Source organism: Streptomyces sp. NPDC004752 (assembly GCF_053601275.1).
The window spans coordinates 1-14,138 of record NZ_JBSGBN010000188.1 but is presented as its reverse complement, the minus strand read 5'-3'; the positions used below and the strand labels follow the sequence as shown (position 1 = coordinate 14,138).

The window sequence follows — 14,138 nt, the reverse complement described above, 5'->3', positions numbered from 1 at the left end:
GAGCTACCAGGAGGTCCTGCCTTCATGCGCCGATGACGCCACGATCACCCGAACAGGAACCCTGTTCGATCACGCCCGGAATGCGGATGGCTTCTTACGCCTGCTCAGCCGTCCTGTCCCAGGGCTCCGTCCTTCTCGCGGTCGGCCTGACGTAGCCGGTATGGGCCTGATACCCGAACTGGGTCGTGATGGTGACGTGCTGGACCGGCAGGCGCACACGCAGGCACGGCTCCCGGTGATCATGGAGTGTCGAGTTCACTGATCACCACAACGGAAGACCGTGCCTGCTACGTCATCAGCTCCCGTCCCCGCCGGGCTGAGCCAACTCGCCGGTTCCGATCCGGCCCGCTCCGACGATGTGCCCGACCTGCTTGACCGGCTGCGCTGCCTTCCCGACCCGCGTCGCCCCCGCGGCCGGCGCCACCCGCTGTCGTATGTCCTGGCCCTGGCCGCCTGCGGGATTCTGGCCGGAGCGAAGTCCTTCACCGCGATCGCCGAGTGGGCCGCCGACGCCCCTGACCGGCTCCTTCTCCACTGCGGGGCCACGCTGTGCGATCCGGACCGGCCTTATCAAGCGCCCAGCGAGGCGACCGTCCGCCGGGTACTGCAGCGCATCGACGGCGACGCGCTCGACGCGGCGATCGGTGCCTGGCTCACCGCTCGTGCGGACGCTTGCCGCAGCGCCGACGAGGACGAACACCCTCCGTCCCGCCCGGTGCGGGCGGCTATCGCGGGCGCCGACCACTCTGACGGCCCACCAAGCGACAGCAGCTGACCTGGCGGAACGGATACGCGGGCACTGGGCCATCGAGAAAGGTGAGCACCACGTCAGGGGTGTGACATTCGGAGAGGACGCCTCGCGAGTGCGGACCGCAGCGCACCCCGGGCGATGGCCTCCCTGCGGAACCTGGCCATCGGCGCACTCCGCCTGACGGGGCGGGAGAACATCACCGAGGGCCTGCGCCATCACGCAAGAGGCATGGCCCGGCCGCTGGCACCCCTCGGACTCACGTGATCATTCCCGGCCGATCACGAGAACGACGGAGCCGTGATGGGCTCCGCTGGAGCCGCCTGGCCGATGCCGTCAGCTCGGCCGGTAGTAAGCGTCGATGGGGCCGCGCGCCTCGTCGAACAGGGCAGGGCCGTCGTAGGGCACCGTCGGCCAGGCGCCCTGCGGGTTGAGCGCGATGAGTTGTTCGGTGGAGAGCGCGTGGACGACCCGGCCGATGCCGGAGCGGATGATGCCGCCGCCGCACATGCCGCAGGGCTGGCAACTGGTGTACAGGGTGGTGCGGGCGGCTGTGTCCGGGTCGAGTTCGCGGGCCGCCCAGCGGGCGAGCTTCAGTTCCGGGTGGGCCGTGATGTCGTTGTCGCGCTGCACGGTGTTGTGGGCCTCGGCGAGCACCGTGCCGTCCGGACCGGCCAGCAGGGAGCCGTACGGGGCGTCGCCCAGGGCGACCGCGCGGGCCGCAATGCCGATGGCACGTCGTAGCAGGATCTCGTCCGCGGTGGTGATCACGATGCTGTCCTCCAGTGCGTGGTCACGTCAGTGAGCGCCCGCCAGGCCGCGTCGGGCCGACGGGTCTCCTCCGGGTCTCCGTGGTAGGGGTCGAACACGACGGTGCTGGCACCGAGCAAGCGGAGCTGGACGAGATCGTCGAGGATCTGCTCCATGGTGCCCACGCCGGCCGGCCGTTCGGGGTCGTCGACAACGGTCGTGGTCGGCCGCAGCGCGATACGGGGTGCGAACCCCGGTAGCGGGTGCTCGGCCAAGACCGCGCGCATCCGGTCCAGGGGGAGCCGCAGCGGGTGCCAGGCGTCGCCGAACCGGACAGTGCGCCGGATCGCCGCCGTGCTGTGGCCGCCGACCCAGACGGGTACCGTTCCTGCTCCGCCGGACCCGTCCTGCGCGCCCCAGACGTCCCGCAGTGTGCCCAGGTAGTCGTTGGTCAGCCTGCCGCGCGCGCTGAACGGTACGCCGAGCGCGTCGAACTCCTGACGCGCCCAGCCGACCCCCACCCCGAGGACGAACCGGCCGCCGCTGAGTCGGTCGAGAGCACTGGTCATGCGCGCCACCAGCAGCGGGTCCCGGTACGGCAGTACGAGCACGGTTGTGCCCAGCCGCAGCCCGGTCGTGATCCCAGCCAGCCAGGACAGCGTGGTGAACGGCTCGTAAAACGGCTCCGGATACCGCACAGCCACATCTGGGGTTACGGCCACGTGGTCCGACACCATCAGGAGGCCGAAGCCCAGTCCCTCCACGACCCGCGCCCACTCCCGCAGCACGCCGGGATCGGTCCCCGGCCCGAAGTTCGGTACGTTGACGCCAAGTTCCATGGGCCGATGCTATCCCCGCGATCATGGAGTGCGGAACTGAATCCTCCTGGTGGAATCCCAGTTCTTCTCTGGTTCTCCCGGTAAAATCGCGGAATGGCCGTGAATCCATACATGAGCTTTGATGACACCGACTGGGCGATCATCGAGCAACTGCAACAGGAGGCCCGCATCTCCCTCAGCGAGCTGGGACGGCGGGTGAGCCTCAGCCCGTCGGCCACCACGGAACGGGTGCGGAATCTGGAGTCACTCGGCGTCATCACCGGCTACCACGCGACGGTGGACCTCGCCAAGGTCGGCTATCCCGTGCTCGCCGTCGTCCGCCTGAAGTACCCGGGCAACCGCCACCAGCCCTTGCGCCGACTGCTCGCCGAGCGACGTGAAATCCTGGAGTGTCTGCGCACCACTGGTGACGACTGCTACACCCTGAAGGTCGCGGCGACCGCCATGGAGCACCTGGAGACACTCGTCGATGAACTGGCCGGCCTCGGCAGCACGACCACAAGCGTCGTCTACAGCCGGACACTGCCGTATCGCGGCCCCAACCGCCCCTGACCCCCCTTCCCGGGGCACCGCCGAGCCGACAGATCACCACGAACCGGATGCTCCGCGACTACGCCGAAGCCCTGCTAGGTTGGCGGCCAGGCTGTCGATCCCCAGAGTCGGATCGCCTCATGAGCGTCTCCGCGATCCTCGGCCTCTACCGCGCGCTGAGCTCGCTCGGCGGCAGCGGTCAGCGCGGTGATCGCATCAGATCGCCGGGTTGTTGTCATGTATGCAGAGAGACTGCCGCTGTGCCCAGCGGGATTTTGGACGTTCAGGTAGTGAGCCCATTCCAACTTCTGGCGACAAGGGCTTGCAGATCATTGACTCGCAGTCTTGATCTCTGTGGCGATGGTGATTCCGTGGCTGGTGGCGAGGTCGTGGAGGGCGTGCAGGTCGGCAAGTCGAGGTCCGGTGGGTTTGACGGTGTGCCCGGCTGCCTGGAGGAGTTGGCGGATGTCGCGGATGCGGCGGTTGACGGTCTCGGGTGTGACGCCGAAGAGCCGGGCGACGGCGGCTTGCGGGAGGCCGAGCCGCTGGTGGAGCAGGACGGCCAGGAGGCGGTCGGCGAGGGTGAGGACGGGGCGGCGGCCGGTGGTGCCGTCGCCCTTGATGCGGGGCCGGTGGCCGCGGCGCTTGTCGAGTTGGCCCTCGCGCTGAGCGTCGTGGAGGGCCAGGAGTTGGGTGATCAGGGTGTCCCACCCGACCGCGGTGAGCCCAGTGAACAGCGGATGGCACAGCCAGGCGAGGTCGGGGCTGGGCTGGTCGAACGGGTCCGGGGCCTCGTTGATCTCGGTATAGGGCTCGGGCCGCAGCGTATAGTTCCAGTCGCTGTGCCAGGTGTGCCGGGTCAGGGGCAGGGCGTCCATTTGCCGGTTGCCGACGGTCACGCTGGTGGGGTAGGTGCCGGTGTCGAGCTCGGCACGGACGGTCAGCCCGGTGCGGGTGCGGGTCGCGGCGATGCTGTTCACGACCACTTCGTGGCTGGTCAGCGGCCTGCCGCGCCAGTTCATCGTGATGTGTGAGAACAGCCGGTGTTCGACCTTGTTCCATTTCGATGTTCCAGGCCAATGCCGTTGCTTGACTACTGGACTATCGCGGGTTGCAGCGTGATGGCCTTGGCTGTGATCCGCCGTGTCGGTTGCCGGTCCTGGGTGTTGATCCGGTAGGAGAGCTTCGAGGAGTACTTCGAGTCCGGCCGTTTGAGGTGTCGGTCCGCCTCGCGCAGGCGCCTGGCGCCGTTGTCGAGCTTCCGGCGCACCTTCGCCGCCAGCATGGCCAGGAACTTGTTGATCTTCTTGGGCGTATCCGCGCACTGGCGGACCACGCTGCGCCGCGTGTGCTTGAGGACCTTGACGAACGAGACCCGGTCCGGGTTGATGCCGTTGTCGTCGGCCAGACACATGATGACCCGCGTGAGGCAGTGGTGCACGACCAGGTGCGCCCAGACCTCCTGCCGCACCAGATCCGGGTCTCCCGAGCGCAGGACCTCGACCGGCCCGCGCTGGAACGTCTTGATCTGCCGGAACGCCGACTCCGCCTCCCACCTGGCATGGTAGAGCCCTGCCAACTCCGCCGCCGGATACGCAACCGGGTCCAACAGATCAGTCAACAGCCTGACCACCTCGCCGCCGTCGACGCGGTACTCGATCACCCGGACCAGCACCCCGCCAGGATGCGCGCCCTTCTGCCCGCCCAGGTTCATCCTCCCCAGGTAGGTCCCGTCGGGCAGATGCTCGACCGGCCGGTGCGCCACCGGCGAGCGAGCCCGGATCAGCAGGTGAGCCCCGAATCCGAGATAGGTCTTCCACAGCTCGACCCCGGGGAAGCCCCGGTCCATGATGACGAGCATCTTGCTCGCCGAGGTCGCCAGAGTGATCGCCAACTCCCGCTCACCGCCGTTGAATCCGCCTACCGCCGCGTCGATCTGCGCGTGCGTGCCGCACTCGGTCAGTGTCACCACCCGCACTTGAGGGAACCCCGCCGGCTGGCCGTTCTTGACCGGCCCACCGAACGCGGCCCGGTTGGCCGGTGTGTCCGGCGCGTCCAGTACGAACCCGTCCACCGCGGCCAGCCGCATCCCGCGGTAGAAGGAGCCCTCCAGACCGACGGGGGCCAACGGGTCGGCCAGCTCACGGAAGACGGCCTCCAGGACCAGCGGTCCCAGACGCCTGCGCGCCCGCGTGAACGAGGACTTGTTCGGGATGCTCCCGCTCAACTCCCGGATACTGCCCACCAGTTGCTCCGCTACATCGTCATAGGAGTCCTGCTGGAACAGCGCCAGGGCAAGCGTGAAGTAGACCATGAACCCGGTCGGCAGCGCGCCGGGCTTCTTGTCCCGGACCCGGCACTTCTCCAGCACCTCGGCGACCAGTTCCGGAGTCACCCACCGGGTCACCACCCCCAGTCGCACATGATCGGACAACCCCACCCAAGGATGCATGCCGGGCCCAACGACCGCGCTCCTCCGGCGTCACTGCGAACTGCTTGACGAGTTCAAGCAGCGGCATTGTGTGCCCGGCGGAAAGTGGCACACGGTGATTTCCAGGCCGGTCTCCAGGGCCAGGGCGGCCAGTTCGCTCTTCCAGGCGCGGGTGCGGTAGCCGTTGGAGCCGCCGGCGTCCGCGGTGATCAGCAGTTTCGTCGCGGTCGGGTAGTCGAGGCTGCCGCGGGCCTTCCACCAGCGGCGGATGGACCCGACCGCGAACGCGGCGGTGTCGTGGTCGGTGCCGACGTTGACCCAGCCGGTGTTCGCGGCCAGGTCGTAGACGCCGTAGGGAATCGCCTTGCCCAGCTGCGTGTCGGGGAAGTCATGGGTGGAGACCTGAACCGGCTGCCCCGCCGGCAGCCACTGCTGTCCGGCGTTCTTGTACTGGCCGACCAGCACCTTCTTCTTGGTGTCCACGCTGGCCACCGGCTCTCCGGCATCGCTGTGGGCCTTGGCCCGCTCGTTGAGGTAGCGGAACTGCCCATCCCGGTCCGGGTGCCGGCTGCCCTCGATGGTCTTGGCGTTGCCCTGCAGGCTGAAGCCCTCCGCGCGCAGCAGGTCCCCGACCGTGTCGGCCGAGACCCGGTGGCCCTGCCGGGTCAGCTCGGCCGCCAGGTTGCGCGTCGACTTCGTCGTCCAGCGCAGCGGCGACATCGGATCCCCGCGCACATCCGGCTCCACCAGCGCCAGCAGCACATCACGCAGAGCGGGATCCAGGTCGACGACCCGTTTGCGACCGCCGCCCGGTCGCCGGACGCGTCCCAGCGGCGGCTCCCCCGACTCCAGCTCGCGCACCCCCAGCGACACGGTCGCCTCCCGCACGTCAGCGGCCCGCGCGACCAGCCTGATCCCGCCGTGCCCGATCGACCGCGCCTCCGCTCCCAGCAGCAGACGACGCTGACGCTCATCGAGATGCGGCAGGATCGTCTCGAACTTCGCTGCCAGCACCACCTGTTGCTCCGACGCAATGCCCACAGCACATCAACGAGCCACCGAGCCGGAAGCTACGCGTTGATGATCTGCAAGCCCCAACCGATCGGCGCTGTGTCACGGACATCTGGTAGACGCTGGCTATAACGTTCTTGGCGGTGGTCGAGGGTGATGCGGGCGGATGGCACATCAATCGGGATGCGCTGACAGACGCGATCCGTGCCCGGCGGTCTGGGCTCGAAATCGACTCGATGCGCTGCAGCGAAGTGCGCAGCCTCGTATGGCAGTTCAAAACGGAGAACGGCCCAGGTGAGGCGTATCTGCACGAGGACGGTACCTGCCTGTACACGGACGTCTGGGAGGAAGACGCGATCTGGTTGGCGATCGTCTTCCGCAGGCTGAGTAGCTGTTGTCGTTCCGATCTTGAGCGGTGTCCGTCGAACGAGAGTATCGATTGGGTGGTCGCGGGGTGTTCGGCGCATACGAGCAGGGCCTCCTGAACAGCTCGTTGGTGTCGAATCACCGAGCAACATCAGGAGGCCCTGGTGCCGCAGTGTTCCGTGTCGATGGGCGCGCAGTCCAGTTCCGTCACGCTGGAGTGTGAGTGCCTGGCTCACCGGTTCGGAAACGCCGCCGACAACGGGGTTCGGCAGTCGCGCTACCCGATGGACATGACGGGCGCGGAGTGGGCGGCGGTACGGCCGTTGCTGCCGGTACCTGGCTGGATGCGCGGCCGGGGAGGGCAGCCGGAGGCGTACTGCCACCGGGCGATACTCGATGCGATCCGCTACCTGGTCGACAATGGCATCAAGTGGCGGGCGATGCCCGCCGACTTCCCGCCGTGGGACCGGGTATACGCGTTCTTTCGCCGCTGGCGCGACCACGGCCTGGTCAAGGAGTTCCACGACCGGTTGCGCGCGAGGATCCGCGAGAGGCTGGGGCGGGATACGGAGCCGACGGCCGGGGTGATCGACTCGCAGTCGGTCAAGGCGGACGCCGTCGTCGGGTCGGACAGCCGCGGCTTCGACGGCGGCAAGCAGATCAACGGGCGCAAGCGGCACGTCGTGGTCGACACGCTCGGCCTGCTGCTGGGCGTGATGGTCACCGCCGCGGACACCGGCTACCGCACCGCCGCCCAGGTGCTGCTGCGACAAGTCGCCGACGCGCACCACCAGTTGGAGCTGGTCTGGGCCGACGGCGGCTACACCGGCAGCCTCGTCGAGCACTGCCTGGCCGCGCTCGCCCTGGTCCTGGCGATCGTCAAACGCAGCGACGACATGCGAGGCTTCGTGGTGCTGCCCAAGCGGTGGATCGTCGAGCGCCTCTTCGCCCACCTGATGCGCACCCGCCGCCTGGCACGCGACTATGAGCGGCGCACCACCAGCGCCGAGGCGATGGTCTACTGGTCGATGACCCTGCTCATGACCCGCCGCCTGGCCCGGCCACGCCCGCAGCCAGCGTGAACCGGCCTGGCTGCTGCTCGGCCAGCCAGCCGCGCGCGACCAGGCGCTTCGCCTTCGACCGCAGCGCCTCCACCCGTGCCGGCACCACGTCCATGCCGAACGCCGCGGCCATCTCCTGGCAGGTCAGCGGCCCTTGATGGAGCCGGGCCCGGTCCGCGAGCGCCATAAGGATGCGCTGGTAGTCCACCGACAGCACCGACCAGCCCAGCCCCTCACGCCACATCGGAACCTGCGACTTCGACTTCGCCGCGGTCGGCACCTGCGACGTCTTTACGGTCTGCTCCTCGGCGGCCGGCGTGGTCCCCTCGGCCCGGGCGTGGTCCTGCCCGCTCTCGTCCACGGGGGCCAGCACCTCGCCGACCCGCGAGCAGGCGATGGCCCACTCCTTCCATTCCCGCTCAGCCACGGCCAACTCGGCCTGGACACGGTCGGCTTCCTCCCGCAGCTCGTCCACACGACGGCGAGCACCCAGCTCACGCTGTTCCAACAGCCCAACCACCGACGGCATCCACGACCTCCCGGGCAGCGACAGCACGACAGGCCACAACTCCCACGGGATCGCCGACCCTATGCCCGACCAGCGGAAACGCAGTCCTCAAGTCCGGAAAGACAACAGCTTCTGACACCCTTGGACCTTGACCTGGTGTTCTGCGATGAGGGTTACACCTTCGACGTTCGGCAGCGAGACGCCGTGAGGAAATCAACTGACCCAGATACCTTCGGGGGACAGCCGGCGCGCGAGTCGGCGACTCGCGTCGCTGATCGGGCCCGACCAGGACACGTCGCCTACCCCACAACCGAAGTCGTCGGCGAGTGCCCGCACGAGCGCGGAGCCGATACCGCGGCCTCGGTATGAGCCTGCAGTCCAGATCAGATCGATGCGCGGACGAAGGGTGTTGTCCAATTTGGCATACCGCGACCCTTCGACCAGATCCCAGCGGCGGTGCTCGTTGGTATCAGCGGGCGGTTTGTGAGTTGATGTCCGTTCCGGACTTGGCTACTGCTTCTTGCTGAAGGTGCCGGGCTCGGCCTCGGTGAGGATTCCTATGGTGACCAGGCGTTTCATCTTGGCGCGGGTGCGTTCGACATGTTTCGGCAGGAGCTCGAAGTCGAGGGCCTGACAGATGTCTCGGGCCCTCAGCGGACCGGTGGTGTCGTTGAAGGCGGCGAGGATGCGCGGGTAGTCCGGGTGCTCGGGCAGCTCCAGACGTCCTGCTGGGTCGACCGTCTGGGCCGGGATTCGGTCGGCGAGGCCGGTGATGGTCGTGCGGGTGACGGCGAGGTGTTCCAGACGTAGTTCGGCCTCACGGAGTTGGGTCTGCAGGGCGTCGATCTGGGTGCGGAGATCGTCGGCCAGGGCCCGGGCGGCGTCTTCCTGAAGGTCGAGTGCCTGGAGGAGGGAGTTCAGGTTCACGCGCCGGCCACCCGCGGATCGCGCCAGGTGAGCGTGTTCGTGTCGGTGAGCCGACGGGCTATGACGTGGGTCATGGCCCAGTAGACGCGTGAGGCGGAGGAGGCCGGGCGGTGTTCGTAGTCGCGGACCAGCCGCCGGTGCAGTATCAGGATCCCGAACGTCTGCTCCACCCGCCACCGCTTCGGCTGCGGAACGAATCCCTGCTCCTCAGGGTTGCGCTGGACGATCTCGACGTCGATGCCGAGGGCGGCCCCGTGCGTGACGACCTGGTTTGTGAAGCCCTGGTCGACCAGGGCCTTGCTGACCGAGCCGCCGGCCGCGACGGCGACCTGGTCGGGCAACGTGATGCCGGCAGCGTTGTCGTGGACGCTCGCGGCCGGCACGGTGACTGCGATGACCAGGCCGAGGACGTCCACGGCCAGTCCCCGCTTGCGGCCCGGCACCCGTTTCGCGGCGTCTTTGCCCGTCGTGGCCACAGGGACCCCGGTGGCTGCCCGGACACTCTGAGTGCCCAGAATCACCAGGGTCGGGTCCTCTAATCGCCGGTTCCTCTCCCGCACCTGGCAGCGCAGGAGTTCATGGATCTGCTGGTCGGTGCCGTCGTCCCGCCAGGCGGCGAAGTAGTAGTACGTCGCACTCTTCGGCGGCAGGTCGTTCGGCAGGAGAGCCCACTGACAGCCGGTCCGGGACTGGTAGAGGATCAGAGTTCACGATCTCCCGCATCGAGTAGCGGCCCTGGTGGCCGCTGACGGAACGGTGCCGGTTCTTCGAGGCCGTGAGCACCGGCTCGACCAACGCCCATTGCTCGTCCGTCAAGTCGCTCTGGTACGGCTTGCGTTCACTCACCCACCGATCCCAGCAGGCCACCGGCATCGGACCGGCACGTTCCGCCTCCGTCCACACCATCAGGCGACACCAGAATGACCCATATACTCACGAACCACCCACTGAAGAGCCCCTAAAAGCCTGATATGGCTTGACGACCTGGCTGTGGTTACGCCCAAGTCACCCATCTCCTGGCGGAGGCTCGCAACCCGTGTAGGACGGATACCTCACGAGGAGAACCATTATGACTTCAACTCGTGGTCCTACCCTGGCGAGCCCCAGGAGACGCCCAGCAACGACCGGGTGTTCCTCCTCAAGTCGAATGAATACGTCATCGGATATTTGGTGGCCTCTGAGAGGGCATTTGATTTAGGTGGATCGCCCCGTATGCCCTAGTAGGTGCCTCGCCAGGTGGGTGTGGTCTCGTCCGTTATGCGCTTGGCGAGGTTGTCGATCGAGGCGATGTGGATCATGGCTTCGGAGCTGGCGGGGAGGGTCTCGTAGTCGCGGGCCAGGCGTCGGCGGAGCATGATCCATCCTAGACTTCGCTCGACGACCCAGCGCCTTTTGACGACGTGGAAGCCGCGGATGCCGGGGTTTCTGTTGACGACTTCGACGTCGATTCCGAGGTTGGCGCCGTGCTCGACCACGGCGTTCTTGAATCCGGTATCGACCCAGCTCTTGGAGATGGTGGGGTAGGTCTTTTTGGCCTGGTCGAGTAGTCGTATTCCGACGGCGTTTTCCGACAGGCTTGCGGCGGTGACGGTCACGGCGAGGAGCAGGCCGAGCGTGTCTGTGATGATGCCCCTCTTCCGGCCGACGATCCTCTTTCCGGCATCCGTCCCCTGGCTGGTCAGGGGCACATTAGTGGAGGTCTTCACGCTCTGTGTATCGATCACGGAGGCTGTCGGTTCGGGCTTGGCCCTTCCTTGACGCGGGCCAGGCCGGTCAGGTCGTAGTTGAGTTGGGCGAGGATTCCTTCGTCGCGCCAAGCGGCGTAGTAGGCGTAGACGGTGCCATGGTTCGGGAAGTCGTGTGGGAGGTATTTCCACGGGATTCCCGTACGGTTGATGTACAGGATTGCGTTGAAGACATCGCGCAGTTCGACCTGGGCCGGCTGGCCGGTGGGTCTGCGATCGAGTCGGGCTTTCCTCCAGGCGGATAAGGTCGGTTCGATCAATGCCCATCGGGCGTCGGACAGGTCGCTGGGGTACGGCTTCCGCTGGCTCACGAAAGGGCCCTCACACCAACAGCGCCACTGACAGCGTTACTTGATCAGCTGGGCGTTTCTATGACGTCCATAGACCAGACGGAATCTGGGTGCGAGACACGGAGCAAATGGGCGCCGAAGCCGGAGCCTGGAAGGCCGTGAAGCTGCACATAGGAAGCAAATCACTTCAAAAATGCCAAGCCGCAAGAGCGATGTATCACCGCAAGTCATACCTAAATCCCCACTGAGTGGGCGGTTCGTGAGTTTTTGAGTCGTTCTGTGGTCGCCTGATGGTGTGGGGTGCAGGCGGAACGGATGGGACCGCGGTGCGGGGTCTGCTGGGGTTGGCGGGGTGAGTGAACGCAAGCCGTATCCCAGCGACTTATCGGACGAGCAGTGGTCGTTGATCGAGCCGGTGATCACCGCGTGGAAGGACCGGCACCGCTCGGTCAGCGGTCATCAGGGCGCCTACGACATGAGGGAGATCGTGAACGCGATCCTCTACCAGGGGCGGACCGGCTGCCAGTGGGCCTACCTCCCCCACGACCTGCCGCAGAAGAGCGCGACGTACTACTACTTCGCCGCCTGGCGGGACGACGGAACCGACCAGGTCATCCATGAACTCCTGCGCTGCCAGGTCCGTGAACGCGCCCGACGATTAGAGGACACCCTGGTGGTGCTGGACACCCAGAGCGTCCACGCGGCCGTCGGGGTCCCCGCCGCCACGACCGGCTACGATCCGGCCAAGCGGGTGCCGGGCCGCAAGCGCGGCCTGGCCGTGGATGTCCTCGCGGTCGTCGTCCTGGCCGCGAACATCCACGACAACACCGCGGGCATCGTCCTGCTGGACCAGGTCGCCGAGCACACCGGCGACGCCGTCCGCAAAGCCCTGGTCGACCAGGGCTTCAAGAACCAGGTAGTCGACCACGGCGCCGGCCAGGGCATTGACGTCGAGATCGTCGAACGCGACCCCGGGCACCGGGGATTCCTGCCGCAGCCGAAGCGGTGGAGGGTCGAACAGGCCTACGGGATCCTGATACTGCACCGGCGTCTGGTCCGTGACTACGAGCACCGCACCGCCTCGTCCGCCTCCCGCGTCTACTGGGCGATGTCCCACGTCATGATCCGCCGCCTCACCGGCGCGAACACCTCCACCTGGCGCGGAAAGGCGGTGAGCGCGTGAACATTCACCCCCTCCTTCAGGCACTGGACCTGCAGGAGGACGCCGCCCGGGCCCTGACCGACGACCTGCGCGCGCAGATCGAGGACCTGCAGACCCGGCTGCGGGAGGTCGAGACACACCTTGAGCACCTCGCGATCACCCGCAGGACCGTCACCGGCCTTGCCGACCGGCTCCCCTCATCCCCGCCCGAGTTGCCCGAGCACCCGGACTACCCGCACATCCTCGCTGCCTTCAACGAGGCCAAGGACGTCTGCCAGGCCCTTGGCCACGAACTACTGCCGAAGAACATCGAAGGCACCCGGGCCAAGCTGAAGCGCCTGGTCAAACTCGGCATCCTTACCGAAGCCGACACCGGCAACTTCGCCAGGAAGCCGTAGCCGGCGCCGCGACCAGCACCCCTGCCCCAAGCCTCACTTCGAAACGGACATCAACTCACGAACCGTCCTCTTCACAATCGAGGGTGTAACTGCGGCCTGAACCCGCCGGTCTCGAGGAGGGATCTCGCGATGTAGTTGGTGAGGTTGCGGAAGCCGAGGGCGGAGCCGCGGAGGTGCTCAAGGCGTCCGTTGATCGCCTCGGTTGGCCCGTTGCTGGTGCCTGGCCGGTCGAAGTAGGCGAGGACGTCGGCGGCGCGCTTCTTTAGGGTCCGGCCGAGGGTGATGATCTCGGTCAGTGCTTTCGGGACGCCGGTGCTGATCGCGGGATGAGCTTGGCCATCTGGTCTCGGCCTCGGCGAAGGTCCTCGTGGCGGTAGGCGGCGATCATTCGCTGGTAGATGCCTCAGTTCGCTTCGACCTCGACGTGCGCGTCGTCGGCGAAGAGGGCGGCGAGCCGGTCCTTCTGCTTGTCGGTGAGTAGCCCTGCGCCGGTGTGCAGGGTGCGTCGCACGGCGTAGAGCGGGTCGTTCTTCATCCCACGGTGGCCATGGATCGCGAGCTGGACCCGGCGGCGGCACCTGTCGAGCGCGTCACCGGCCAGTCGCACGACATGGAACGGATCCATTACCGCAACGGCGTTGGGCAACTCTTCTGCGGGGGCCGTCTTGAACCCGGTGAACCCGTCCATGGCGACCACTTCGACACTGTCACGCCACACTTGGTCCCGGTCTGTCAGCCAGGCTTTGAAGCCTTGCTTGGATCGGCCCTCGACCATGTCGAGCAGTCGCGCTGCGCCAGTGCCCTCGCGGATCCCGGTGAGGTCGATGATCACGGTGACGTACTTGTCGCCGCGGCGCGTGTGTCTCCACACGTGCTCATCGACACCGATGGCGGTCACCCCGTCGAAGCGGTGTTCGTCGTTGATCAGCACTCGCTTGCCTTCGGCGAGGACGGCGTCGTTCGCTGTGTTCCAGGCGACGCCGAGGGCTTCGGCAACGCGAGCGATGGTCAGGTGCTGGACGACGATCGCTTCCAGGGCCCACCTCAGCCCGCGCCGAGACAGCTTCGCCCTGGGCTCGGCGGCGAGGGTGGTGTCTTGACGCCACACGTGGCCGCAGCTGGTGCAGCGGTAGCGACGCACCGTGACCAGTAGTGTCGTTGGCCGCCAGCCCATTGGCTCGTGGGCCAACTTGCGAGTCACGGTGTCTCGTGGGACGCCCTCGCAGCCGCATCGACGGCACCGCCGGTCCGGCTCGACGACTCGGCACGCGAGTACGGCACGGTCGGCTTCGAGCCGTTGAGCGGTGGCTTCGAGGCCGAGTTCGTCGAGCCGGGTGAACGTGGTCAGGTCGGGATTGGCGAAGCAGTCAG

At 67.2% G+C, this 14,138-nt stretch carries 13 protein-coding genes and 5 pseudogenes; 7 read left to right on the top strand and 11 right to left on the bottom strand.

Annotated features, from left to right (window positions below; genetic code table 11):
* Positions 1-262, top strand: a 262-nt coding sequence (locus tag ACWEKM_RS42925) for a hypothetical protein (RefSeq protein ID WP_451626733.1), incomplete at its 5' end; no start/stop codon positions are given.
* An 18-nt stretch (positions 263-280) separates the two neighbouring features.
* Entirely contained in the window at positions 281-775 is a 495-nt protein-coding gene (locus ACWEKM_RS42920) for a transposase family protein (protein WP_451626732.1), read from the top strand.
* A gap of 309 nt (positions 776-1,084) precedes the next feature.
* On the opposite strand, the gene ACWEKM_RS42915 is transcribed toward ACWEKM_RS42920, so the two are convergent.
* Both ACWEKM_RS42915 and ACWEKM_RS42910 read right to left on the bottom strand, forming a co-directional pair.
* Positions 1,085-1,519 (bottom strand): nucleoside deaminase, encoded by a 435-nt coding sequence (locus ACWEKM_RS42915; RefSeq protein WP_451626731.1) that lies wholly within the window; start codon positions 1,517-1,519, stop codon positions 1,085-1,087.
* Positions 1,516-2,337 carry an LLM class flavin-dependent oxidoreductase gene (locus ACWEKM_RS42910; protein ID WP_451626730.1) on the bottom strand — a complete coding sequence of 274 codons (822 nt, stop codon included), beginning with the start codon at positions 2,335-2,337 and terminating at the stop codon, positions 1,516-1,518. Before ACWEKM_RS42910 ends, ACWEKM_RS42915 begins: the two co-directional genes overlap by 4 nt.
* Positions 2,338-2,430: 93 nt before the next feature.
* On the opposite strand from ACWEKM_RS42910, the gene ACWEKM_RS42905 reads away from it, so the two are divergent.
* Complete coding sequence (locus ACWEKM_RS42905; protein ID WP_451626729.1) at positions 2,431-2,889, top strand: Lrp/AsnC family transcriptional regulator; 459 nt, start codon at positions 2,431-2,433, stop codon at positions 2,887-2,889.
* A 308-nt stretch (positions 2,890-3,197) separates the two neighbouring features.
* Here ACWEKM_RS42905 and ACWEKM_RS42900 read toward each other — a convergent pair.
* The 3 genes and pseudogenes from ACWEKM_RS42900 to ACWEKM_RS42890 all read right to left on the bottom strand — a co-directional run.
* A pseudogene (locus tag ACWEKM_RS42900) lies at positions 3,198-3,944 on the bottom strand (ISAzo13-like element transposase-related protein); the annotation flags it as partial.
* A gap of 17 nt (positions 3,945-3,961) precedes the next feature.
* Positions 3,962-5,320 carry an IS4 family transposase gene (locus tag ACWEKM_RS42895; protein ID WP_451626728.1) on the bottom strand — a complete coding sequence of 453 codons (1,359 nt, stop codon included), beginning with the start codon at positions 5,318-5,320 and terminating at the stop codon, positions 3,962-3,964.
* A gap of 69 nt (positions 5,321-5,389) precedes the next feature.
* Positions 5,390-6,313 (bottom strand): annotated as a pseudogene (locus ACWEKM_RS42890) (ISAzo13 family transposase); the annotation flags it as partial.
* 140 nt (positions 6,314-6,453) lie between these two features.
* On the opposite strand from ACWEKM_RS42890, the gene ACWEKM_RS42885 reads away from it, so the two are divergent.
* Together ACWEKM_RS42885 and ACWEKM_RS42880 are read left to right on the top strand one after the other, a co-directional pair.
* The gene (locus ACWEKM_RS42885) at positions 6,454-6,795 is read left to right on the top strand and encodes a hypothetical protein (protein WP_451626734.1); all 342 of its coding nucleotides are present in this window, start codon (positions 6,454-6,456) and stop codon (positions 6,793-6,795) included.
* Between the two features lie 45 nt (positions 6,796-6,840).
* On the top strand, positions 6,841-7,758 hold the full coding sequence (locus ACWEKM_RS42880; protein ID WP_451626727.1) for an IS5 family transposase: 918 nt from the start codon (positions 6,841-6,843) through the stop codon (positions 7,756-7,758).
* Here ACWEKM_RS42880 and ACWEKM_RS42875 read toward each other — a convergent pair.
* From ACWEKM_RS42875 to ACWEKM_RS42855, 5 genes and pseudogenes are all read right to left on the bottom strand, one after another.
* The gene (locus ACWEKM_RS42875; RefSeq protein WP_451626726.1) at positions 7,715-8,266 is read right to left on the bottom strand and encodes a hypothetical protein; all 552 of its coding nucleotides are present in this window, start codon (positions 8,264-8,266) and stop codon (positions 7,715-7,717) included. The two genes, ACWEKM_RS42880 and ACWEKM_RS42875, sit on opposite strands and share 44 nt — an antisense overlap.
* A 192-nt stretch (positions 8,267-8,458) precedes the next feature.
* The gene (locus tag ACWEKM_RS42870; protein WP_451626725.1) at positions 8,459-8,662 is read right to left on the bottom strand and encodes a GNAT family N-acetyltransferase; all 204 of its coding nucleotides are present in this window, start codon (positions 8,660-8,662) and stop codon (positions 8,459-8,461) included.
* A gap of 93 nt (positions 8,663-8,755) precedes the next feature.
* Positions 8,756-9,172 (bottom strand): hypothetical protein, encoded by a 417-nt coding sequence (locus ACWEKM_RS42865; RefSeq protein ID WP_451626724.1) that lies wholly within the window; start codon positions 9,170-9,172, stop codon positions 8,756-8,758.
* Positions 9,169-10,018 (bottom strand): annotated as a pseudogene (locus ACWEKM_RS42860) (IS5 family transposase). Before ACWEKM_RS42860 ends, ACWEKM_RS42865 begins: the two are co-directional and overlap by 4 nt.
* 371 nt (positions 10,019-10,389) lie before the next feature.
* Positions 10,390-11,228: pseudogene (locus ACWEKM_RS42855) on the bottom strand (IS5 family transposase).
* A 331-nt stretch (positions 11,229-11,559) separates the two neighbouring features.
* Between ACWEKM_RS42855 and ACWEKM_RS42850 the strand changes: the two are divergent.
* A complete protein-coding gene (locus ACWEKM_RS42850; RefSeq protein WP_451626723.1) occupies positions 11,560-12,390 on the top strand; it encodes an IS5 family transposase in 831 nt (276 codons plus the stop codon).
* Positions 12,387-12,767, top strand: coding sequence for a hypothetical protein (locus tag ACWEKM_RS42845; protein WP_451626722.1), 381 nt, complete (start codon positions 12,387-12,389; stop codon positions 12,765-12,767). Before ACWEKM_RS42850 ends, ACWEKM_RS42845 begins: the two co-directional genes overlap by 4 nt.
* 71 nt (positions 12,768-12,838) lie before the next feature.
* Here ACWEKM_RS42845 and ACWEKM_RS42840 read toward each other — a convergent pair.
* Positions 12,839-14,138: pseudogene (locus tag ACWEKM_RS42840) on the bottom strand (ISL3 family transposase); the annotation flags it as partial.